The organism is Rhodococcus sp. Leaf247 (genome assembly GCF_001426185.1).
Taxonomy (GTDB): Bacteria; Actinomycetota; Actinomycetes; order Mycobacteriales; family Mycobacteriaceae; genus Rhodococcoides.
Genome location: NZ_LMRP01000002.1, coordinates 874,527 through 896,973, shown reverse-complemented (window position 1 = coordinate 896,973; position 22,447 = coordinate 874,527). Strand labels below are relative to the sequence as shown.

Below are 22,447 nucleotides of genomic sequence, written 5' to 3'. Positions count from 1 at the left end.
CAGGACGAGCGGTCGGTGACCGGATCGTGACCGCACCGAGCGCTTCCCGTGCTGTGTTACTGGTGTGACTCATGTGATTATTGGTGCATGGTTCTGCGTTCCAGGTATGTCGTCGCGCTGCTTGCAGTGTTCGTGTCGCTCGCGACTGTCGCCTCGTTCGTGGTGAACAAGCCTCGCAGTGAGGCCGCCGTTCTCGTGGACCGGTTCACAGCAGCTCTCGATCAGCGCGACGTGGCCGCGGCCGCCGCTCTGACGTCCTACCCCAATGCCGCGGCCCAAACGATCAGCGCCATGTTCGACGCGATGGGACCGGGTGTCTCCACCAGCCGCATGTCGCAGTACATCGGACTCGACGACGAGTCCGGGTTTTTCACACTCGACTCGACCTGGAAGTTCGGCGAACCCCGCGACCAGGACCCTCGCGAGTGGCACGTCACGACGCAGGGATCCGCCCGCAAGCTCGGCGTGGGGTGGCGTATCTCCTGGGATCCGTCGATCCTGGCGCCCGATCTGGCCGCCGGCGGATCCGTCCGCTACACCCGCACCGATGCGCCCGCTCCGCGGATCCTCGACACGACCGGCGCGATCATGATGACCGAGCAGAACGTCGCTTCGGTCCGGGTGGATCCGTCCGCGACGTCGGATCTCGCCGACACCACCAGCCGACTCGCCGACGTCATCGACGTCGTCGCTCCGCTGATCACGTCCGAATCCTTGCAGGCGGATGTCGCCGCCGAGCCCGGACAGATCATCGACGCCGTCAACCTCCGTGCCGACGATTACGCGGTACTCGAGGACGACCTGCGGGCCATCCCCGGTGTCGTCCTCTACGCGACGCCGAAGCTGATCGCCGCCGATCGTCGACTCACCTCTCCGGTGCTCGATTCGCTCCGCGACGTCTGGCAGGACACGCGCGACGCGACGTCGGGCTGGGCCGTGGAGGTCGCCGACGCCGACGGAGAGACCACCCGCCAGGCCGGGTTCCAAGGCCCCGGCTCCCCGGACATCCGCTCGACCGTCGACCCCGCGATCCAGTTGGCCGCCGAGACGGCCGCCGTCAGCGTCGGAACGCCGGCGTCGATCGTGGTCCTGCAGCCCTCGACCGGTGCCGTGCTGGCGACAGCACAGAACAGTTACGCCAACGACCTGGGTACCCCGGCCTTCACGACGCTGTACCCAGCAGGAACCCTCGTCGACACCGTGTCGGCGTCGGCGGATCGACAGAAAGTCGACTTCGCCGAAGCGGCCCGTCAGTTCGGGCTCGGAACGTCGTTCGATGTCCCCGGCCTCGACCTGGTCACTGCGTCGCTTCCGGACGGACAGTCCGCCGTCGACCAGTTCCGCGGAGTCAGCCGATCGACGTCCTCCGACCGCATGACGGTCACCCCGTTCGGCCTGGCCGAGATGGCCGCGTCGATCTCTCGCGGGTCCGCGCCTGCCCCGTCGATCGTGAGCGGAGTGCCCGCGTCGGTGAGTGCAGCGGGATCGCCCGTGGCGTCCTCGGAACTCGCGATTCTTCGGAAGGCCATGCGGGACAACGCACACGACGAGGGCATCAGCGACACGTCCGTCGCGGGACTGGCGGGGGACAGCGGTCAGGACCGTTGGTTCCTCGGTACCTCCGGCGACCTTGCGTTCGCCGTCTACATCGAGGATGCCGACGGCACCGATGCGGCTGCCCGTATGACGAACAGGCTCATGAGGGAGATGGCGACACCGTCCGAGTGAACCCCGTGCTGTTACCGTCACTTTCGTGACTGTTCCGGTGTTCCTGCTGCTCATGGCAGCGGGTTTCGGTGCAGGAGTGATCGGCTACATCACCGGTCTGGCGTCACTGGTGTCCTACCCGGCGCTCCTCGCAGTCGGTCTCGCGCCGGTGGCCGCCAACGTCACCAACACTGTCGCACTGGTCGGCGCCGGAGTCGGTGCCACCGCATCGTCGACCAAAGAGCTTGCGAAGAGCGGCCGTTCGCTCGTGTGGCTCACGCTGTGGGCTGCGCTCGGGGGTGTCCTCGGGGCAATCGTGCTGCTGCGTGCGCCGGGCGAGACGTTCGAAGCTATCGTGCCGGTCCTCGTCGTCCTGGCGTCCGTCGCGATGCTGCTGCAACCACGCATCCGTGCGCTCGCGGGTACTCGGACGTTCCCGGTGCTCTACCCGACGGCCATCTTCCTCGTGGCCATCTACGGCGGATACTTCGGAGCCGGTGCGGGCGTGATCTTCATGGCGCTGACGCTGATCTGTACAGCGGAACCCGTCTGGCGCGCAACGCTGCTCAAGAGCTATCTGCTGGGAGTGGCCAATCTGGTGGCGGCGGTGATCTTCGCCTTCTCCGGACAGGTGGACTGGCTGGCGGCGTTGGCGATGGGCATCGGAACGATCGCCGGAGGGACACTGGGGCCTCGCGTCGTGCGTCGCCTTCCGCCGAATCCGTTGCGAATCGCAGTGGCGCTGTGCGGTTTCGGTCTGGCCGCATGGTTGTGGCTCGGCTGAGCCGTCACCGACGCGTGCGGACGAACCGTGCGATGGCGCGCCACCCGAGAAGGAAGATCGCCAGCGTCACCGATGCGACGACGATGAAGCTGAACGCAGTGCCCTCGCCGGTCAGCTGACGCAGGAGCATGCCGACCGGGACCGTGCCGATCCACGCGATCACACCCGTCGGAACGAGAGAGTCCGCGACGAACTTCTCCCGGTAGAGCGCATAGGTGACGGCCCATCCGACAACGAGACCGATGAGGAACGGCCACGCGGTGGAGACGACACCCCCGGCGGTGACGCCTTCGGCGTGACTGCTCCGACCGATGGCACTGAAGACCAGGACGAGAACGACGTCGAGGACCGCCGAGACGGCGAGAGAACGAGTGCGCACGGGAGCTGTCATGCCCCCAGCGTACGAAAGACCCGCTCGGCGGCACGGCCGAGCGGGTCCTTCGTGGTCGAGAGTGGATCAGGCCTGCAGGCCGGCCTCGATCTCGAGGAGGAGGGCGATCTTGTCGCCGACGACAGCGCCGCCGCCTTCGAGGGGCATGTCGATGCTGATGCCGAAGTCCTTGCGGTTGATCGTCGTGGTGGCTTCGAAGCCTGCGACGGGTCCGTTGCCCATTCCGGCGTTGACTCCGTTGAACTCGACGTTCAGGTCGATCGACTTGGTGACGCCGTGCAGCGTGAAGTCGCCGGTGAGGACGAAGTCGTCACCCTTGGCCTGGACGGAGGTGGAACGGAAGGTCGCGGTGGGGAACTTCTCGACCTCGAAGAAGTCGGCCGTCTTGAGGTGGCCGTCGCGCTGCGCGTTGTCGGTCGTGATCGAGGTGACGTCGATCTCGGCGTCGATGGACGGGGCGCCGTTCTCGTCGACGGTGACGGTGCCGGTGAAGTCCTGGAAGCGTCCACGGACCTTGCTCACCATCAGGTGGCGAACGGTGAATCCGACGGTCGAGTGGGCGGGATCGATGGCCCACGTGCCGGCGGACAGCTGGGGGACGGTCACTGATGAAGTCATGTCGAGCTCCTGTGTGGTTGAAGTTTCAAGCCTCACAGTACACAACCGGACCACGGTCCGCATCTATTCCCGAGTGGTCGAGGTATCTCCCGGCGTCGGTCGCTGCTGCGTGCGCAACTCGGTCATCTCGCGCTGCTCGACCTCGAGGTCGAAGTGGAGATCCTCGTGCTGGTGCTTGCGGAAGATCACCAGGAAGACGATCCATCCGACGAGCGCCACGAGAATGAAGCTGACCAGCCGGTAGACCAACGCCGACGCCACTGCCTGCGACGCACTGATGCTCGCCGCGGTGGTCAGCGTCGCGATCAAGGTGGCGTCGACGATGACCAGACCACCGGGAGCGCCGGGAATCGAGCCGACGGTCTTGCTCGCCGAGAACGCGATCAGGAGCCCGTAGATCTTGGGATCCGCACCGATGGCGTAACAGGCGAAACCGAGACACGCGACGTCGGCCAACCGGTGGACGGCGGAGAAGCCGAGTGCGAGCGAGGCGTCCCGCGGTCCGAGGCGTACCGATCTGACCTGCTCGACGATCTCGTCGAGTCGCACCATTCCGGTGTCGGGATCGTTGTTGCGCAGCGAGTTGTACTTCGAGAGCCCCCATCGACCGACGGCGATGATCGCCTGCGGGTGCGAGCGGATGTAGCGGACGGCCAGCACGATCGCCACGACACCGACGACGGGGACGACCAGGGCGATCGGGTCGGCGCTGCCTCCGACCAGGAACGCGCCGGTCACACCCAGGACGGCCAGACCCAGGGCGGCGATCACGCCCGAGATGGCCAGCTGCCACGACGCGACCACCGGGCTGGCCCCCCAGCGGCGTGTCTCGCGGTAGGTGAATGCCGTCGAGAAGACCTGGCCGGCGGGAAGCGTCAGAGCCATGGCGGTACTGCCGTAGATGACCGAGAGCGATCGTCGTTGCGTGATGCGGACACCGCCGGCGTGCAGGAGTTGCTTCTGCACGCGGGCGAAGGCCGAGAGCGAGACCGCCTGCGTGACGACGCATGCGGCGGCGAATCCCCAGTGGATCTCGGTCAGGGCCCGCCACGATTCGTGGAGCCGAGGCCAGAGGTAGACACCCTCGCCGACGAGCAGGCCGATCAGGGCGATCGCACCGACCCAGCGCAGCCATCGCCACGTGCCACCGGCGCGGGGCGACCCTGCGGATCGGCCCTGCTCCGGATCTACCACGAGAGCGAGCGTAACGAACCGTGCGGTGAACTACTGCGGGTAGTCGACGGGCGAGGCCAGGTGAGTCGCCCGTCGACGTCCGCGTAGCTGCACTTTCTCACCCAGCTCCCACTCCGACTGCTCGTCCTCGTCCGCGAAGTAGAGGGCGGACGTCGACGCCAGGACTCGGCTGGGCGTGAACTTCGCCAGCTCGGTCAGCCGGGACGCCTCGTTCACCGGATCGCCGATCACGGTGTACTCGAAGCGTTCCTTGGCGCCGATGTTGCCGGCAACGGCGAGTCCCGCCGACACGCCGATGCCGATGTCCAGTCCGACGATCGTGCTCAGCTCTCTCCGCAGCTCACGGGCGGCGGACAACGCAGCCGTCGGCGCGTCCGGGCGATCGAGCGGCGCGCCGAAGATGGCGAGGGCCGCATCGCCGACGAACTTGTTCACGAATCCGTGGTGGCGGTCGACGATGTCGACGACCACGCGGAAGAAGTCGTTCAGCAGCTCCACGACCTCACCGGGAGGACGCTCGGACGCGGCTGCGGTGGACCCGACCATGTCGACGAACAGGACGGCGACGAACCTGGTCTCGCCGCCCAGTTCGGTCCCGAACTGCAGGGCGCGGCGCGCCACGTCCTCGCCGACGTGCTGGCCGAAGAGCTCGCGCAGCACGGCCCTTTCCGACGCGTCGGCCATCATGCGGTTGAACCCGACCTGCAGCCGTCCGATCTCGCTGCCGTCGAATACCTCGACCTGGACCTCGGTGTGACCTTCCTGCACCTTCTCGATGGCGCGGCGCAGCTGACGGATCGGGTCGGAGATCTGGCTGGCGGTGAGCATCGACAGGCAGAACGCCTGGACGATCGCCAGCAGACACAGCAGGCTGATCGCAATGGCCAGCGAGTCGGGCGAGAAGACCAGGTCGGTCGTCAGCTGGGTCGCACACAGCAGCAGGATGCCGACGACGGGGATCAGAGTGCCGAGTCCCCAGGTCATCGCCATCCGAGTGCCGACGCCGGGAGTCATCGTCCGGTCGAAGCGTCCCTCGCTGAGCGCCTGCGCGGCGACCGGCCGCAGGATGCGCTCGCCGAGCATGTACGTGAATCCGAACGTGATGGCGGCCGACATCGCGACCGTCACGGCCACGGCCACCGCCAGGGAGGGCATCTCGGCCGCGGTCAGCAGCATGAAGATGATGCCGCCGATGATCCACAGGACGAGATGGACGATCGCCTGACGCAGAGGCGCGTGAAGTGCCGCCATCTGCTCGGATCGGCTCGGAGGCCCACCGCGCAACTGCCACCGCACGACGCTGCGCAACATGAATGCCGCCGTGGCGAGGCTGACGATGCCCGCGAAGACGAGGTACGCCCCGAAGATCACGCCGTTGCGCACCCGATCCACGACGATCGACTGATTCTCCGGAATGGGAAGTCCGTAGCGGACGAAGGCGAACACCAGGATCGCGCCGAGCAGATTGGCCAGCAACATGGACGCCAGATACAGAGGCCAGCGACTTCTCAGGGTCAACGAGACCGCACGAAGAAGCGTCAGCACGAGATGAACTTACCGGGTGAGGCCGGACCGTCTCTCGGCTAGGCTCACGCGGTGACAGGCGACCCGTCCGACTCGGTCCATCCCGTCGTTCGCGTGGGCGCGGCCTGGACGTGGCGGCTGCTGGTGTTGTTCGCCGGGCTGATCGCCGTCGGCAAGATCGTCGAGCGTCTGGACAGCGTGCTGGTCCCCGTGGCGCTCGCTCTGCTGGCGTCGGGCCTGCTCTCGCCGCTGGTCGACTGGATGCAGCGCCGCGGAGTGCCGCGTGTACTCGCGGTCGTCGTCGCCATCCTGGGCAGCCTCGGCCTCGTCGTGGGCATCCTGACGTTCGTCGTCGAGCAGTTCATCGTCGGTCTCCCGGCCCTCACCGACCAGTTCACCGACAGCATCACCCAGATCCAGGACTGGCTGACCCGAGGTCCCCTGCACTTCAGCGAGGACCAGATCCGCAGCGCCGGCGACTCCGTCGTCACGTCGATCCAGTCGAACCAGGAAGCCATCACCAGCGGGGCGCTCACCACGGCCGCGGTCATCGGCGAGATCCTCACCGGTGCGCTGCTGCTGCTGTTCACTCTTATCTTCTTCCTCTACGGAGGACAGCAGATCTGGGAGTTCGTCAGCCGGATCTTCCCGACGCCGGCCCGCCGCCGGGTACGACTGGCGGGCAGTCAGGCGTTCGGCTCCCTGGTCGGATACGTGCGGGCGACGGTCGCCGTCGCTGCGGTCGACGCCATCGGTATCGGTGCCGGCTTGGCCGTTCTCGGAGTGCCGCTGGCGCTTCCCCTGGCGTCGCTGGTCTTCATCGGAGCCTTCATCCCCATCGTGGGCGCGGTGCTGACAGGTTTCGTGGCCGTCATCGTCGCCCTGGTCACGAAGGGGCTGATCACCGCCCTCATCGCTCTCGCGATCGTCGTCGCCGTGATGCAGCTCGAGGGCCACGTCCTGCAGCCCCTGCTCCTGGGACGTGCAGTACGAGTCCACCCGCTGGCGGTAGTGCTGGCCATCGCGACCGGCATCCTGCTCGCCGGCATCATCGGCGGACTCCTGTCCGTCCCCCTCGTCGCGATGGCCAACACCGCGATCCGGTCGCTGCTCGCCGACGATCCGGAAGAGGCCTACGAGGAGATCGCCGTCGGCGATCCGTCCGACGGTATGTACCCGGCGGCCCCGGACAGTCCGCATCCGGAGAACAAGCAACTCGGGCACGGTGAGGTCGACGGGCCCGCGGACGGGAAGTGACGCGGCCGATGGACCGCTGTGGCGCGCCGCAGCGGCATTCCGGCTGGTCACCGTCGTCTACGCGGTCGGATTCCAGGTCGTCGTCGGGCAGGAGTACGACTCCTTCCGGCTGAGCTGGTTCCTCGTGCTGCTCACCGTCGTCTGGTCCGGCGTGGCGGTCGTGGCGACGCTCGAGCCGTCGGTGAGTCCGTGGTTCGAACGACGGTGGTTCGTCGCGGCGGATCAGGTGGTCACTCTGGGGCTCGTCGTGTCGACGATCCTCGTCGCCGGTCCGCGCTGGCGCTCCGATCATCAGGTGCTGCCGACGACGATCTGGGTGTCCAATGCCGTCATCGCTGCCGCCATCCTCGGAGGCCCGCGGATCGGTCTGCTGTCCGCCGTGACCATGACCGTCGCGATCGCCGCGGTGCGGGGGAACGTCGACGCGGATCTGTGGAGGGATTCGACCGGACCCGTTCTGCTGTCCGTCGGACTCGCCCTCGGGCTCGCCGCGCGGACGGCGCGTGTGGCGAGGACACGCCTCGACGAGGCCGTGGCGTTGGCCGCCGCCACCGCGGAACGCGAGCGGCTGGCACGAGAAGTTCACGACGGTGTCCTGCAGGTGCTGGCCATGGTGAGTCGACGCGGCGCCGAGATCGGCGGTGAGACAGCCGAACTGGCCACCCTCGCGGGACGGCAGGAGTCCGCGCTGCGAGCGCTGCTGTCCGGTTCGACGCAGTCCAGGACGGACGGCACGTCCGATCTCAGCGTCGCCGTACGGCAGTCCGTGGGGCCGGCGGTGACGGTGTCGGCTCCGTCGGGTGCCGTGCTGCTGCCGTCCGCGGTCGCATCGGAGGTCACCGCCGCGGTGCTGGCCGCCGTGGACAACGCGCACCGGCACGGCGGACCCGACGTCGACATCTTCGTCCTGGTGGAAGATCTGGGTGACAGTGTCGTGGTGACCGTGCGCGACGCCGGGCCGGGAATCGAACCCGGTCGGCTCGACGCCGCACGCGCGGAAGGCCGAATGGGTGTGTCCGGCTCCATCATCGGCCGGATGGACGCACTCGGTGGACGAGCGAGGGTGGACAGTGCGCCCGGAGAGGGAACGGAATGGGAACTGACGGTGCTGCGGGAAGGCCGGAGGCCGGCCGGGGTGAACGGGGAAGGCCGGAGGCCGGCCGGAATGAAGGGGACCTGACGGTGATGGTCGTCGACGACCATCCGATGTGGCGGGACGCCGTGGCTCGTGATCTGGAGGCTCGCGGGTTCCGGGTCGTGGCCACCGCGGACGGCGTCGAATCCGCCACCGTTCGCGCGAAGGCGACTGTCCCGCAGGTGGTTCTGATGGACATGGACCTCGGAGACGACAACGGCGCGGTGGGGACGGCCTCGGTGCTCGCGGTGTCCCCGGCCAGTCGGGTACTGGTGCTCTCGGCGTCCGCCGAACGCGACGACGTCCTCGAGGCGGTCAAGGCGGGAGCGACGGGATACCTGGTCAAGAGTGCGTCGATCGAGGATCTGGTGGCTGCGGTGACGGCGACGGCACGAGGTGACGCCGTGTTCACACCGGGGCTCGCAGGACTGGTGTTGGGGGAGTACCGACGGATGGCGTCGGCGCCGCCCGAGGACGAGACGCCTCCGGCGCTGACCGACCGGGAGACCGAGATCCTGCGGATGGTGGCGAAAGGGTTGAGCGCGAAGCAGATCGGCGCCAAGCTGACGCTGAGTCACCGGACCGTCGAGAATCACGTACAGGCGACGCTGCGGAAACTGCACCTCGTCAACCGCGTGGAACTGACGCGATGGGCCATCGAGCGAGGCCTCTGACCGGGCACCCGCCTCTACACTGACAGCATGGATCCGAAGGACCTCCGCGTCAGTGATGCCGAGCGCGAGCACGTCGGCGGATTGCTTCAGCGTGCGGTCGGTCAGGGGATGCTGTCCCTCGGGGAGTTCACCGAGCGGATGGACACCGTCCTGGCCGCCAAGACGCGGGGCGAGCTGAACGCTGTGCTGATCGACCTGCCCGGGATGTCGAACGCCGAACACCCGTCGGCCGCACCCGTCGCGCCGCAGCATCCGTCGGCGCCGCCCGTCGACATCCGGGCGACGATGTCGACGGTGACCCGCTCGGGTACCTGGAATGCACCGTCGGAGATCAGGGTGGCATCCAAGATGGCCACCGTCACGCTCGACTTCACCTCGGCGGTGCTGTCCTCCCGCCACGTCGCCATCGACGTCGACGATTACTGCAGCACCATCACCGTCGTCGTGCCCGAAGGCGCGTCCGTCGACCTCGACGGTGTCGACACCGTCGGCGGCAGCGCGAACAACCGGGTCAAGAGCCGTCCTGTCGACGGCGGCCTGCACGTCACCGTTCGTGGTCGCGTGCGATTCGGTTCCGTGACGGCGAAGCATCCGTTCGGCACAGCGATCAAGAAGATGTTCGGCTGACGTACTGCGTACTTCTCGGCGTATCCGAGTAGAACTACGCATGGTCGGCGCCTCCGTGGCCGACCACGATCGACGTATGACCACACCTTCGATCGATCCGCGCCTCGTGCACGTCCTGACCGGCGAGGTCGCCGCCCTCCAGCAACACCTCGGCCGCGTCGGCCACGACCTGGGCATCCTCGCGCAGCAACTGGCCACCGTGCAGGCACCCGCGCCCCAGCCCGTCGTGCACAGACCGGCGCCTGCACCCATGCGCCCGCAGCCCCAGGCCCAGGCCCAGCCCCGGTTCCAGCCCCCGCCCACCGTCCCGTGGTGGCAGCGCGACGGCGTCGTGAGCCGGCTCCTGGCCGCGGCCGGAGCAGGCGTCACCGTGATCGGCGTCGTCATGCTGGTCGTCCTCGCCGCGCAGTCGGGCTGGTTCGGCCCCGGAGCTCGCGTCGCTGCGGGAGCAACGCTGTCCGCCGTCTTGATCGCCGCCGCGCATCGCGTCGTCGCACGGCCCGGCGGGACCGTCGGTGCCGTCGCGCTCGCGGCCACCGGCTTCGCCGGCCTCTACCTGGACATCGCCGCGGTCACAGCGCTCTACGGATGGGTGCACCCCGTCGTCGGCCTCGTGACCGGACTGGCGGTGGCATCCCTCGGCATCGGTGTCGCCACCCGGTGGTCGTCGCAGCCACTGGCCGTCATGGTCCTCGTCGGGGTCGCCGTCCTCGCACCTGTCGCCACGGCGGGGATCACGTCCGCGCTCCTCGCATTCCTGGTTATCCTGCAGATCGCCGCATCACCCGTCGATTCCCGCCTCGACTGGGTCTGGCTGCGGGTCGCCCGCACCGTACCGGTCGTCGGGGCGATCCTGCTGGCGGTGCTGACGGCGAGCATCGGCGGGGCGAGGGGCTCCGAACTCGCGCCTCTGCTCGTCGTCGCCGCCGTGTCCTTCGCAGCGGCCGTCGCCGCCTGGTACTCGACGCTGACCCGACGTCCCGTCGATCCGGTGTCTGTCGCGGCCGTCGTCGCGACTGCAGGATCCACGCTGGCCACCGCGACCCTGTTCTCGCGACCCGTGGCCGGAATCACCTGCGCTGCAGTCGCAATGGTTCTCCTCGCCGTCACTGCCACCACGCGCGGCCTCGCGTCGCCGGTCCGGTTCGTGTTCGCGGTGACGGGTGCGGTCGCCGGTATCTCGGCAGTTCTCGTCGGGACACCGCGGTCGATCCACGCCGTGACGCTGCTGACGGTCGCAGTCGCAGCCCTCGTCACCGGCGGCTGGACGCGATCGCGCGTCACTGCCGGTGTCGGAGCATTCGTCGCGCTCGCCGGGCTGGTCGCTCATACGCAGGTCACTTCCGTCGATGCCCTCACCTACCCCGGCACCGCCGCGGCGAGCGGATGGGCGTCGATCCCGGGCTCCGTCGCCGCACTCGCGATGGCTGTCGCCGGAGTGTGGGCGTCGGTGCGGACTCTCGACGACGCGACCGCCCGAACCGTGTCCGCGTCGTCGTTCGGCATCGCGGGTCTCTACGCCATCACGGCGACCTCCGTTGTCGCCGGTGTCGAGATCGGCTCCGACACAGGGTTCTTCGTCGGACATGGCATCGCCACCATCTCGTGGATGATCATGGCCGTCGTCGCCCTCGTCCGCGGTCTGGCCGACCGCCGCGACGGCCACACGCTCCTCGTCATCGGACTTGCGGTGGTCGCCGCTGCCGTCGCGAAACTGTTCCTCTTCGACCTCGGCGCGCTCGGCGGACTACCCCGCGCCGCAGCATTCCTTGTCGTGGGAATGTTGCTGCTGGGCATCGGCACTCGCTACGCGCGAGCCTTCGCCGATCGAGCCGGCACGGACGTCACTGATGGCGCTGGCGAGCCAGCAGCTCGCTGACGCTGATCGCGCCGGACTGACCGTGGTGGCGACCACCCGACTCGTCCGATTCCCGAGCCCGTCGGCGGCCCGTAGAGGCTGCCGGCGGTGTCTCGTCGTCGTCGGAACGCGGATCGATGTCGATGTGCTCGTCCACCGGCTGTTCGGGTTCGGGAGACTCCTGCTCCGGCATCCGCAGTCCGGCGATCCACGAGTCGACCTCGGCGCTGGTGTGCACACCGTTGCCGTTCGAGCCATGACCGTTGGATCCATGACCGTTGGTTCCGTGCCCGTTGGTTCCGGAGCCGTTGGTCGCGGAACCGTTGGTTGTGGAGCCGTTGCGGCCGTTGCCGTTTCGTGAGCGTCCGGTGTCGATGCCGTCGCCGTTGGTGGACCCGTAGCGGTAAGACGCCTCTGCCGGAGCGGGCGAGGTGTCGGGACGCTGGGTCGCGGAGGGCGAGCGAAGCTCTGCGAGCCAGGACTCGATGGGTCGCGGAGCGGGGACGCCGGGCCGAGGCGACGCCGGGGCCTCCTCCGGTGCAGTCCGAGGCGGCGTCGGACGAGCTTCCTCCGGGCGCGAGACGATGCGCGGTTCCTCCACCGGGGTGGCCGCACGAGTCGGTTCGGGAGTGGGGATGGCTGTCGTGGGCTCGGCGACCTGTTCTTCGGCGGGCTTCTGCACGCGCGCGGCAGGCGCAGGGGCGAACTTCGACGGGCGTGGTCGCTCCGACGGCGGGCGGGCCGCGGACGGACCGTTCTGCAGGACCCGCGGAATGGGCTGGGTGAGCGGCTCACGGGTGCGGGCAGGCAGCGGCGCGGACCCGATCGCGACGAGCTCCGGAACGTCGGCAGGCATGAGCTCCTCGTCGAGCACGGGCTCGCCGAGTCCGAGCTTCTGCTGGATGCGCTTCATCCACTGCGGTGCCCACCAGCAGTCGTCACCGAGCAACTTCATCGTTGCCGGCACGAGGAACATGCGGATCAGCGTCGCGTCGATGATCAGGGCGGCGATCATGCCGTAGGCGATGTACTTCATCATCACCAGCTCGGAGAACGCGAAGGCGCCGGTGACGACGATCAGGATCAGCGCGGCGGCGGTGATGATGCGACCCGTGTGCGAGGTACCGACGCGGATGGCTTCGGACGTACTGGCGCCGCGTGCTCGGGCCTCGACCATGCGGGAGAGCAGGAAGACCTCGTAGTCCGTCGACAATCCGAAGATGATCGCGATGATCAACACGAGGACGGGTGCCATGATCGGGCCCGGCGTGAAGTTCAGCAGCCCCGCACCGTTTCCGTCCACGAAGATGAACGTCAGGATGCCCAGCGTGGCGCCGAGCCCCAGCGTCGTCATGAGGATGGCCTTGAGCGGCAGGACCAGCGAGCCGAAGGTGAGGAACATCAGCAGGGTCGTCACCAAGACCACGAGCCCCGCCATCAGCGGTAGTCGGTCGACCAGTGCGGCGATCGAGTCCTGCTCGATGGCCGGGGTGCCGCCCACCGACATGGTCACGCCGTCGGGAACGTCGATGGAGCGGATGTAGTCGATCGCGGGGTTGGAGACGTTGCGGTCGACCAGCCCGGCCTTGAGGACGGCCACGCCGTTCTCGTTGCGCTCGATGGAGAACTTCTCGACCAGGCCGGGAGCGTTGGACGCCTCGCGCAGGATCGAGCCGAGCTGCGGACCGGCGGCATTCTCGAGCACGATCTTGAGGGGCTCGGTGCGGTACGACGGGAAGTTGGCGTCGAACTCGTTCTGCGCCTCGCGGGTGCCGTTGTCCGGCGGAAGGTACGTCTCGTTGATGCCGCCGAACTTGATGGCACCGACGGGCAGCGTCAGGATCAGCAGGCCCAGGACGATGGGAACGCAGACCTTCAGCGGGTTGCGCATGACCCACCGGGTGAGCTTGCCCCAGGGACCGGACTCGATCTCCTCGGTCGTCTTGGTCTTGCGCATGCTCTTGAGGCCGAGAGCGTCGATGCGCGGGCCGAGGATCGACAGGATGGCCGGGAGAATGGTGATGGCGGTCAGGGCCGCCAACGCGACGGTGGCGATGGCACCGAAGGCGACGGATTTCAGGAATCCCTGAGGGAAGAGCAGCAGGCCGCCCAGACTCGCGACGATCATCGTCGCCGAGAAGACGACCGTCCGGCCCGCGGTCATGACGGAGCGCTGCACGGCCTGCGGGGTCGTGCGGCCGTCGGCCAGCTCTTCGCGGAACCGGCTGACGATGAACAGGGCGTAGTCGATGGCCAGGCCCAGCCCGATCAGAGAGACCACGGGTGCGACGAAGCTGTTGACCTCGACGAAGTTGGTGAACAGTCGCACCATGCCGTTGGCCGCGACGACGGTGAGACCGCCGATGATCAGCGGCAACGCAGCCGCCACGACGCCGCCGAACACGAAGAACAGCAGCACGCCGACGACGGGAATCGCCAGGATCTCCATGCGGTGGATGTCGCCGGCCATGGTGTCGTTCAGTGCGTTGGCGATGGGCTGGAGCCCCGCGAGCTGCACGTCGACACCGTCGATCGCGAACGCGTCCTTCACGTCACGGAAGTTGTTGGTCAGTTCGGTGTCGTTCGCTCCCGCGATGGCGAAGGTCGCGATGGCTTTGGTCTTGTCCGGCGAGGCGAGTGCCGGAAGTTTCTGCTGGAAGTAGTTGATGTTGATCTTGGAGATCTTGTCGGCGTGGGCCGCCATCATGGCGTCCTGACCTGCGGTGACCGTCTGCTGGAACGTCGGATCGTCGACCGTCGAGCCCGCAGGAGCCGTGTAGAGGGCGACGACGTCGCCGGTGCTGTCCCGGCCGAACGTGCCGTCGGCGGTGACCGCGGCGTGCACGGACTCCGAATTCGGATCGTCCCAGCCGCTCTGACTGAGATGGTCGTTCAGCGTGAGGCCGTACGCGGCGAGGCCCAACAGGAACGCGACCATCACACCGATCACGGTGTACCGCGATCGGTGGACCAGATCACCCCAACGAGCAAACACTCAGGACACTCCTTGACGCCCGACGAGCAGGGCGGACAGCGGACGGAACGGCTGCAGCCACGCGCCCTCGTCGGGCAGGGACTCGAGGCTGACACGAGGCAGCGGCTCGCGGAACACCCCGGGGATGTCCTCGAGATCGACGAATTCGAGCGTCTCGGACGACACGGCCCAGCTGGCGTGCTCCCGGAACCCGATCACCTGGACCGGCACACCCGTCGCCGCTATCGCCTCGAGAGGGATACGGAAGGCCTGCCCGTCCGCCGACGCCACCACGACTCCGGCCAGACCGTGATCGGCCGCGCGGAGCTCGATGTGATCGAGCATGTCGGAATCGACGTCGCTGTCCTCGTCGATCTTCGGCTTCGCGAAGACCGCGAAACCTACGTTACGCAACGCCTCCACCCACGGCCGAACGACGTCGGCGCTGCCCTGGGCGATATTGGTGAACACCGTCGCCTCGGGTTCGAGGGTCGCGGTCTGGTGCACGGAGAGCTGCGCGGTACGGCCGAGGAGCCATCGGCCCAGCGCATCGAAGCGTGGCCGGTACGCGGCGGTGGGTCGGCCGCCGAGAATGGCGCCGAGTCCCATGTCGAGGTTGGGTGCGTCCCACACCAGCAGAACGCGCTTGGTATGGCGAGAATCACCGGACACGTCGAGCACGGCGCCCGTGGGGCTCTGGTCGTCCACGCTCATCGGAGTGTGTTCTCGCTTCCTCGTCGCGTGCTCATCGGCCCGGCCTGATCCAGACGAATTCGTTCGTCGGACGTCCGACCTGCTGTGCCTTACCTTCGAACTTCGTCACCGGACGGTCCACGGACAGGGAGGACCCCTCGACGGTACGTCGTTCGGCATCGAAGGGCAGCCGCGTCAGAGCGGGCTCGGCGTCGCCGACCTCTTCTATCCACTCGGCGTAGTCCGCGTGATCGGTGGCGACGTGCAGGATTCCGCCGGGCTCGAGACGGTCCGCCATCAGCGCGAACGTCTCCGCCTTGAGGAAGCGGCGCTTGTGGTGGCGAGCCTTCGGCCACGGATCCGGGAAGAACACGCGGATCCCCGCGACCGAGGCGGGGGAGACCATGTTCTCCAGCACGTCGGCGGCGTCGCCGCGCAGGATGCGGAGGTTGGTGAGTCCGTCCCGCTCGATGCCCTGGACGGTCTGCGCGATGCCGGGCCGGTAGACCTCCACGGCGATCAGATCGACCTGCGGTTCGCGCGAGGCCATAGCCAGCGCGGCGGTGCCGGTGCCGGACCCGATCTCGAGAACCACCGGTGCGGATCGACCGAACCAGGACTGTGGATCGAGCGGCTCGTCGGCCACGTCACGGCCGATGACGGGCCACATGCGATCCCACGACGCCTGCTGGGGCTCGGTGAGCGCACCACGGCGCGATCGGAAACTCGTGACTCGCGGATAGAGCCTCGAACCACCCTCGGCGGCGCCGTCGTACAGGCCTCGACCGGGCACTGTGTCCACGGCGTCAGGGTCGGTCATTGGTCCATTGTCTCCCATGGACTCGTTCTGGGACAGCAGGGTCTCGACTTCAGGTCGAGACTCGGGATCATCGGGACACCCGACGTGCATGGGAGAATCGCACGATCGCATCGCCGAATCGGGGGACGAAGGATGCCGGGGACCAGTACGGACGCGCTCGCGAGCGCTGTGGAACAGCTGACGAGACAGTGCGACGACGAGGAACTCCGGCGCGTCGTCGCCACGTGGGGATCACCGGTAACGGCGGGGGTGTCCGGTCGCGCGGGAGTCGGAAAGTCCGCGCTGGTGGAGCAGCTCGACGGTGTGCAGGAGGTGCGCGGCGTCGATACACCAGGGGCGGCCGACCCGGTCCTCGACCAGGACGTTCTCGTACATGTCGTCGCGAGGACCGTCACCCCGGCCGACCGTCGGGCTCTGTCGTCACGCGCGGGGCTCGACACTCTCGTCGTGGCGGGACGGCTGGACCTCGAGACCGACCCGCGTGCCTACGTGGCCTCACTGAGTGTCGACGTCCCCGTGGTGCCCGCCGACGACGTCACCGCCGTGCGGCACTGGTGTGTCGACGCGCGGGAGCGGGCGCGCCGTCGTCGGGACACGACACTGCTCCGCGACCTCGAACGTGTCGCGGCGGCGCGTCCGGACACGCGTCCGGCCGTGGAGACGTTTCTCCGCTCCGCTGCTGCGTCCACGCTGCGGAACGGATCGTGACGCTGCCGGCGGACATGCAGCGAGTGATCGGCAGGTGGAGTCCCGACGCTCTGGACAGACTGTCCCGGCCGCGCGCCCGATCCGGTGTCGTCGCAGTGCTGTCCGCCCCGGGGATGAGCGAGCGGGACGTCCGGCGTGCAGTAGAAGGTGCGGGCTGGGCGATCGTCCCGGTGACGTCTGCGGCAGCCGTGATCGTTCTGCTCGATACGGATCTGCCGGCGGGCCGGGCCCTGATCGAGTCGGTGCGAGCTGTCCCGCTGGATCTGCCGATCGTCGTCCTGGTGCCGGCGGCCGACCACGAGCAGGCCGCACGGATACGGTCCGCCGTCGCCGCCCTGGCGCCGCGGTGCGCGTCCGCACCTGTCGTCGTGCCGTCGGTGGACGGACCGTCCGCGCTCGTCGAGACGGTGGAGCGAGCGGTCGGACGCATCGACGACGCCGAGGTCGACCGACTGCTGCGTGCCGACGCCGTCGCGTCGGCTCGGTCGGCACTGGCGGCCACGGCGCGAGCCGACACCGGTGCCGCCGAGATTGCAGTGCTGCGCGAACGCCGCCGCCGCGTCCTCGTCGACGCCGGCACCGGTGACGGACGGACGTCGAGCGGGGAGCTGCGCATCGAGCTGGCTCACCGGGTGGGAGTGCATCGTCGAGAGACTGCAGCCCGCGTGTCGGAGGCGGTAGCGTCCGCTCGCTGCGCCGACCTTCGACAGATCCCGGCTCGTGTCATGGAGGAGATCGATGCCGCGTCCGCGCGGCTGACCGCCGAGGTCGACGCTGCGTTCGGTAGGCGGGGTGCGGTCACGACGGACACCACGGCGAGCGGCTCGTCCACCGATCAGCCGGCGCCACCGGGAGGCCGGTGGACGTCGGAGGACGTGCTGGCGGGCATCGTCGGCGCGTCGGCCGGTGCCGGTGTGGGGCGAGCGGGGGCGTGGGCGATGTCGGTGGGAGGGCTGCCTGCGTCGGTGATCGCCGTCCTCGGCGCGGTGTCCATGGCCACCGCGGTCGTCGGTACGCGAGCGACGGCGTCGTCTCGCGCTCGGCACCGCCGGTGGGCGATCGAGGTGGTCGCCGATGCTGCCGCCACGTGGGAACGGGACGTCGCATCCCGGATCCTCGCCGCCGACGCGTCGGCTGCCGACCTCGCGGTGTCCCGCGCTCGGGACCGCGCCGCACGACGCGATGCGGCGCTCGCGGACGTCGACGCCGAGATCCGTGACGTGTCGTCGCGTGCCGCGTCCCGTGCGGCCGCGTATCAGCGAGACCTCGAGATCCTGGAACGGGGAACCGACGACCGACCGCGTGCGTCGAAGCACGAGAACGGATGACGGAAGGGGGCCGCGTGGTCGAGTGGTCGGGGACGTTCGATGCAGGGGTGGCCGACTGCGGACCGCTCGGGTCCGAGGACATGTTCCTTCCGGACATCGACACCGACGGCGACGGCATCTTCGACACCGTCGTGACGCACGGAGGTGGCGGGGCCGGAACGGTGGTCTGGTCCGACGTGGACGCGGACGGTCACCTCGACCGTGTGACCGAGATCGATGCGGACGGCGACTATGTCGCGTGGGTGCTCACGTCCGACTCGGAGGACCCCGCGGACGAGTCGTGGCGGGCGACGGAACGCGGCTCGTTGTGACCGACGTGACTCCAAATGTCCTGACATAGTGCGCTTTACGGCCAGGTCACTGAATCGGTTTTGTGACAGACCGGACATGCCCCGAGTGCCCCGGCCGAAGATCACGGCGTTAACCTCTAGGTCCAGGACACTCGAGGCCCTGCGATCCGTCGATCGCTGGTCACGGGAGGAGCCCGCCCACTGGAACACATGACTCGTCCACAGGCATCGGACGGATCGGTTCCTGCAGCACCCCCAGGAGACAAGATGACCGCGACCATTCCGGGTCTCAACGGAACCGACGGCACGCCCCCCACCACGCACGCCGGCTTGCTGGCCTGGGTACGCGAGGTAGCGGAGCTGACTCAGCCCGACAGCATCGTCTTCGCGGACGGCTCGGACGCCGAATGGAGCCGCCTCACCGACCAGCTCGTCGACGCCGGCACCTTCACCCGCTTGAACGCGGACAAGAAGCCGAACTCGTTCCTGGGCAACTCCGACCCGTCGGACGTGGCGCGTGTCGAGTCGCGCACCTACATCTGCTCGCACCGCGAGATCGACGCCGGCCCCACCAACAACTGGATGGCTCCGGACGAGATGCGCAGCACCATGCGCGAGCTGTACCGCGGGTGCATGCGAGGCCGCACGATGTACGTGATCCCGTTCTGCATGGGCCCGCTCGATGCGGACGATCCCAAGCTGGGCGTCGAGATCACCGACTCCGAGTACGTCGTGGTCTCCATGCGCGTGATGACCCGCATGGGTGCCGCAGTGCTGGAGAAGCTGGGCGACGACGGATTCTTCGTCAAGGCTCTGCACTCGCTGGGCGCACCGCTCGACGAGGGCCAGCAGGACGTCCCGTGGCCCTGCAACGACACCAAGTACATCTCGCACTTCCCCGAGGATCGTGAGATCTGGAGCTACGGCTCGGGCTACGGCGGCAACGCTCTGCTGGGCAAGAAGTGCTACTCGCTGCGCATCGCGTCGGCCATGGCCCACGACGAGGGCTGGCTGGCCGAGCACATGCTGATCCTCAAGCTGATCTCCCCCGAGGACAAGGCGTACTACATCGCCGCGGCCTTCCCGTCCGCGTGCGGCAAGACCAACCTCGCGATGATCCAGCCCACCATTCCGGGGTGGCGCGCCGAGACCGTGGGCGACGACATCGCCTGGATGCGCTTCGGCAAGGACGGTCGCCTCTACGCCGTCAACCCGGAATTCGGCTTCTTCGGTGTCGCACCCGGCACCAACTGGGACTCCAACCCCAATGCGATGCGCACCATCGACCAGGGCAACGCGGTGTTCACCAACGTCGCGCAGACGGACGACGGTGACGTCTGGTGGGAAGGCCTCGAGGGCGACCCCCAGCACCTGATCGACTGGACCGGCAAGGAGTGGACGCCGGAGTCCGACACCAAGGCCGCACACCCCAACTCGCGGTACTGCGTTCCCATGTCCCAGTGCCCCTCGATGGCACCGGAGTGGGACGACCCCCGGGGCGTGCCCATCTCGGCCATCCTCTTCGGTGGTCGACGCAAGACCACGGTCCCCCTGGTGACCGAGGCGCGCGACTGGCAGCACGGCGTCTTCATGGGCGCCACCGTCGGTTCCGAGCAGACGGCCGCGGCCGAGGGCACCGTCGGCGACATCCGACGCGACCCGATGGCGATGCTGCCGTTCCTCGGCTACAACGTGGGCGACTACTTCCAGCACTGGATCGACCTGGGCAAGAACGCCGACGAGTCGAAGCTCCCGAAGGTGTTCTACGTCAACTGGTTCCGCCGCGGCGACGACAAGCGTTTCCTGTGGCCCGGATTCGGTGAGAACTCCCGCGTGCTCAAGTGGATCGTCGAGCGCATCGAGCACAAGGCTGCCGGTGTGGACACGCCGGTCGGCGTCGTGCCGACGGCGGACGCCCTGGACATCGAGGGACTCGACGTGGCGGCCGCGGACGTCGCCGAGGCGCTCGCGGTGAACGTCGACGAGTGGAAGAAGGAGATCCCGCTGATCGAGGAGTGGTTCGACTTCGTCGGCGAGAAGCTGCCCACCGGCATCAAGGACGAGTTCGAGGCCCTCAAGCAGCGCCTGAACGCCTAGATCCCCCCTACCTGACGCCCGCTCCCGATTCCCGGGGGCGGGCGTCAGGCGTCTGTCACCAGCGCCGCTGCGCCCGTCAGAGTTCCCAGTGCGCCCAGTGCGGCCGGCACCACGGTGAAGCCGCGCAGGAAGTCCAGCCGGGCATGCAGTGCCACCGTCTCCCGGATGGGGTTCCACAGCGCGGGACCCGCCGCGCTGAAGCCCCCACCGATGACGGCCGTCTCGATGTCCAGCAGGGCCGCGGCCGACGCCACTGCCTGACCGATGGCCACGCCCGCGCGCTGGAGCGCTGCCACTGCCACCGGCTCGGCGTCACGAGCGGCGGCCGCCAGTTCGATACCGGTGGTTCCCGTCCACCCGTTCTCCCGCGCCCACCGGACCGAATTGGGTCCGCTCGCGACCGTCTCGACACATCCCACGCCGCCGCACGTGCACGGTTCGATGGACCCGGGGACGACGATGTGACCGACGTGCCCGGCGTTCCCGCTCCGACCGGACACGATGCGCCCGCCCAGGACCAGTCCGCCGCCGATGCCGGTGGACACCACCATGCCTAGCAGGTTCTCCGCGTGTTGCGCTGCGCCGAAACGGTGTTCGGCCAGCGCGGCGCACGCGCCGTCGAGTGCCAACGTGACCGTGGCCTTCGGTAGTACCGAGCGGACCGCGTCGACGAGAGCGAACCCCTCGTACCATTCGGCGATGTTGATCGGGCCCACCGTCCCGGCCACGACATCCACCGGACCCGCCGACGCGATCCCCACCGCCTCGATGTCGTCGAACTCGACGCCGGCTGCGGTCGCGACCTGCAGGAGCAGCTCTTCGCATGCGGCCCAGACGTTTTCGGTGGGCGTCGGCACCACGACGGGGTTCTGCGGGCGACCGTCCGGACCGACCATGGCGGCGGTGAATTTGGTCCCCCCGATGTCGAGGGCGAGCACGGGCCTGGTCGAGGTCGTCATCGTTCCCACCCTAACGGCGGTCCGTCAGTGCGGGCGCAGGACCAGAACGAGGTTGCTGACGGCGATCTCGCGGAACCAGGGAACGCGGACGCACCACCACGCCCATCGTGGGTGATACCGAGGGAACGCTGCCAGCAGCGTTCCCTCGGTAGTCGTTGTTGCCCAACGCAATCCGTCCGAGGCGCGGATCGGGAACAGTGATGTGCCGAACCGGTTCTTCGGTTCCTTGCCGTGGACGCGTCGATAGCGTCGGGCCGCGCGCTCGCCCCCGAAGATGTGCCACGGACCGGTTTCGTGACCCCCGAAGGGTCCCCACCACATCGTGTACGACAGCACGACGAGCCCACCCGGTGCGGTCACTCGGAGCATCTCGTCCGCCATCACCCACGGTTCGCGCACGTGCTCGGCGACGTTGGAGGACAGGCAGATGTCCACGCTGTCGGATCGTATGGGGAGGGCTGTGCCGGATCCGCGTACGGAGCCACGGGCGTCGAGGCCCGCGGCATGCATCTCCGACGCATCGGGTTCGACCGAGACGTAGGTCGCGCCGGCAGCGGCGAACGCATCGGCGAAGTAGCCGGGGCCACCCCCGACGTCGAGCACGGTGCAGCCGGCGAGAGACCGATCGGCGGCCCCGGTCCACAGCTCGTCGATCAACCGCGCCGTGTCGTCGGCGAGGGCGCCGTAGAACCTGGCCGGGTCGCTCTGCTCGAAGCGGAAGTCCGAGACGAGCCCCAGTGAACGCCCCAGCGTCGCTCGTCGAGCCAGTGCGGCGGTGACGGAGGACGAGGGCACGGATGCTGACTGTA

At 68.4% G+C, this 22,447-nt stretch carries 20 protein-coding genes; 11 read left to right on the top strand and 9 right to left on the bottom strand.

The window, feature by feature from the left end:
• Positions 1–87: 87 nt before the first annotated feature.
• A complete protein-coding gene (locus ASG64_RS13575; RefSeq protein ID WP_056074041.1) occupies positions 88–1,728 on the top strand; it encodes a penicillin-binding protein in 1,641 nt (546 codons plus the stop codon).
• Positions 1,729–1,753: 25 nt separating this feature from the next.
• Positions 1,754–2,491 (top strand): sulfite exporter TauE/SafE family protein, encoded by a 738-nt coding sequence (locus ASG64_RS13570; protein WP_056074040.1) that lies wholly within the window; start codon positions 1,754–1,756, stop codon positions 2,489–2,491.
• A gap of 4 nt (positions 2,492–2,495) precedes the next feature.
• On the opposite strand, the gene ASG64_RS13565 is transcribed toward ASG64_RS13570, so the two are convergent.
• The 4 genes from ASG64_RS13565 to ASG64_RS13550 form a co-directional block, all read right to left on the bottom strand.
• Positions 2,496–2,882 carry a DUF3054 domain-containing protein gene (locus tag ASG64_RS13565; RefSeq protein WP_056074039.1) on the bottom strand — a complete coding sequence of 129 codons (387 nt, stop codon included), beginning with the start codon at positions 2,880–2,882 and terminating at the stop codon, positions 2,496–2,498.
• Positions 2,883–2,948: 66 nt separating this feature from the next.
• Entirely contained in the window at positions 2,949–3,500 is a 552-nt protein-coding gene (locus ASG64_RS13560) for a YceI family protein (RefSeq protein ID WP_056074038.1), read from the bottom strand.
• A gap of 63 nt (positions 3,501–3,563) precedes the next feature.
• Entirely contained in the window at positions 3,564–4,694 is a 1,131-nt protein-coding gene (locus ASG64_RS13555; RefSeq protein ID WP_056074037.1) for a lysylphosphatidylglycerol synthase transmembrane domain-containing protein, read from the bottom strand.
• A 30-nt stretch (positions 4,695–4,724) separates the two neighbouring features.
• Positions 4,725–6,182, bottom strand: a complete 1,458-nt coding sequence (locus ASG64_RS13550; RefSeq protein WP_042576356.1) for an adenylate/guanylate cyclase domain-containing protein — start codon at positions 6,180–6,182, stop codon at positions 4,725–4,727.
• Between the two features lie 108 nt (positions 6,183–6,290).
• Between ASG64_RS13550 and ASG64_RS13545 the strand changes: the two genes are divergently transcribed.
• The 5 genes from ASG64_RS13545 (at position 6,291) to ASG64_RS13525 (ending at position 11,790) form a co-directional block, all read left to right on the top strand.
• Positions 6,291–7,475: an AI-2E family transporter gene (locus tag ASG64_RS13545; RefSeq protein ID WP_042576181.1), complete on the top strand. Its 1,185-nt coding sequence runs from the start codon at positions 6,291–6,293 to the stop codon at positions 7,473–7,475.
• Positions 7,444–8,655, top strand: a complete 1,212-nt coding sequence (gene macS, locus ASG64_RS13540; RefSeq protein ID WP_056074036.1) for a MacS family sensor histidine kinase — start codon at positions 7,444–7,446, stop codon at positions 8,653–8,655. The genes ASG64_RS13545 and macS overlap by 32 nt, the downstream gene beginning before the upstream one ends.
• Before the next feature lie 5 nt (positions 8,656–8,660).
• Positions 8,661–9,284, top strand: coding sequence for a response regulator (locus ASG64_RS13535; RefSeq protein ID WP_056074378.1), 624 nt, complete (start codon positions 8,661–8,663; stop codon positions 9,282–9,284).
• Positions 9,285–9,311: 27 nt separating this feature from the next.
• Complete coding sequence (locus ASG64_RS13530; RefSeq protein ID WP_042576178.1) at positions 9,312–9,911, top strand: DUF1707 SHOCT-like domain-containing protein; 600 nt, start codon at positions 9,312–9,314, stop codon at positions 9,909–9,911.
• 76 nt (positions 9,912–9,987) lie between these two features.
• Entirely contained in the window at positions 9,988–11,790 is a 1,803-nt protein-coding gene (locus ASG64_RS13525) for a DUF2339 domain-containing protein (protein ID WP_162245391.1), read from the top strand.
• Here the strand turns inward: ASG64_RS13525 and ASG64_RS13520 are convergent.
• From ASG64_RS13520 to trmB, 3 genes are read right to left on the bottom strand one after another with little or no spacing between them, the layout of a single operon-like run.
• Complete coding sequence (locus ASG64_RS13520; RefSeq protein WP_082518432.1) at positions 11,756–14,764, bottom strand: MMPL family transporter; 3,009 nt, start codon at positions 14,762–14,764, stop codon at positions 11,756–11,758. The genes ASG64_RS13525 and ASG64_RS13520 overlap by 35 nt on opposite strands.
• A complete protein-coding gene (locus ASG64_RS13515; RefSeq protein WP_042576177.1) occupies positions 14,765–15,457 on the bottom strand; it encodes an NYN domain-containing protein in 693 nt (230 codons plus the stop codon). It abuts the gene before it with no gap.
• A gap of 31 nt (positions 15,458–15,488) precedes the next feature.
• The gene (gene trmB / locus ASG64_RS13510; RefSeq protein ID WP_442971150.1) at positions 15,489–16,292 is read right to left on the bottom strand and encodes a tRNA (guanosine(46)-N7)-methyltransferase TrmB; all 804 of its coding nucleotides are present in this window, start codon (positions 16,290–16,292) and stop codon (positions 15,489–15,491) included.
• A 96-nt stretch (positions 16,293–16,388) separates the two neighbouring features.
• On the opposite strand from trmB, the gene ASG64_RS13505 reads away from it, so the two are divergent.
• The 4 genes from ASG64_RS13505 (at position 16,389) to ASG64_RS13490 (ending at position 20,679) form a co-directional block, all read left to right on the top strand.
• The gene (locus ASG64_RS13505) at positions 16,389–16,964 is read left to right on the top strand and encodes a hypothetical protein (protein WP_056074034.1); all 576 of its coding nucleotides are present in this window, start codon (positions 16,389–16,391) and stop codon (positions 16,962–16,964) included.
• Positions 16,961–18,292, top strand: coding sequence for a hypothetical protein (locus ASG64_RS21630; RefSeq protein WP_056074033.1), 1,332 nt, complete (start codon positions 16,961–16,963; stop codon positions 18,290–18,292). Before ASG64_RS13505 ends, ASG64_RS21630 begins: the two co-directional genes overlap by 4 nt.
• Entirely contained in the window at positions 18,289–18,603 is a 315-nt protein-coding gene (locus tag ASG64_RS13495) for a DUF6802 family protein (protein ID WP_056074032.1), read from the top strand. Before ASG64_RS21630 ends, ASG64_RS13495 begins: the two co-directional genes overlap by 4 nt.
• Before the next feature lie 246 nt (positions 18,604–18,849).
• On the top strand, positions 18,850–20,679 hold the full coding sequence (locus ASG64_RS13490; RefSeq protein ID WP_056074031.1) for a phosphoenolpyruvate carboxykinase (GTP): 1,830 nt from the start codon (positions 18,850–18,852) through the stop codon (positions 20,677–20,679).
• Positions 20,680–20,723: 44 nt separating this feature from the next.
• On the opposite strand, the gene ASG64_RS13485 is transcribed toward ASG64_RS13490, so the two are convergent.
• Both ASG64_RS13485 and ASG64_RS13480 read right to left on the bottom strand, forming a co-directional pair.
• Entirely contained in the window at positions 20,724–21,638 is a 915-nt protein-coding gene (locus ASG64_RS13485) for an ROK family protein (protein ID WP_056074376.1), read from the bottom strand.
• A gap of 24 nt (positions 21,639–21,662) precedes the next feature.
• On the bottom strand, positions 21,663–22,433 hold the full coding sequence (locus ASG64_RS13480; protein WP_056074030.1) for a class I SAM-dependent methyltransferase: 771 nt from the start codon (positions 22,431–22,433) through the stop codon (positions 21,663–21,665).
• Between the last annotated feature and the right edge of the window lie 14 nt (positions 22,434–22,447).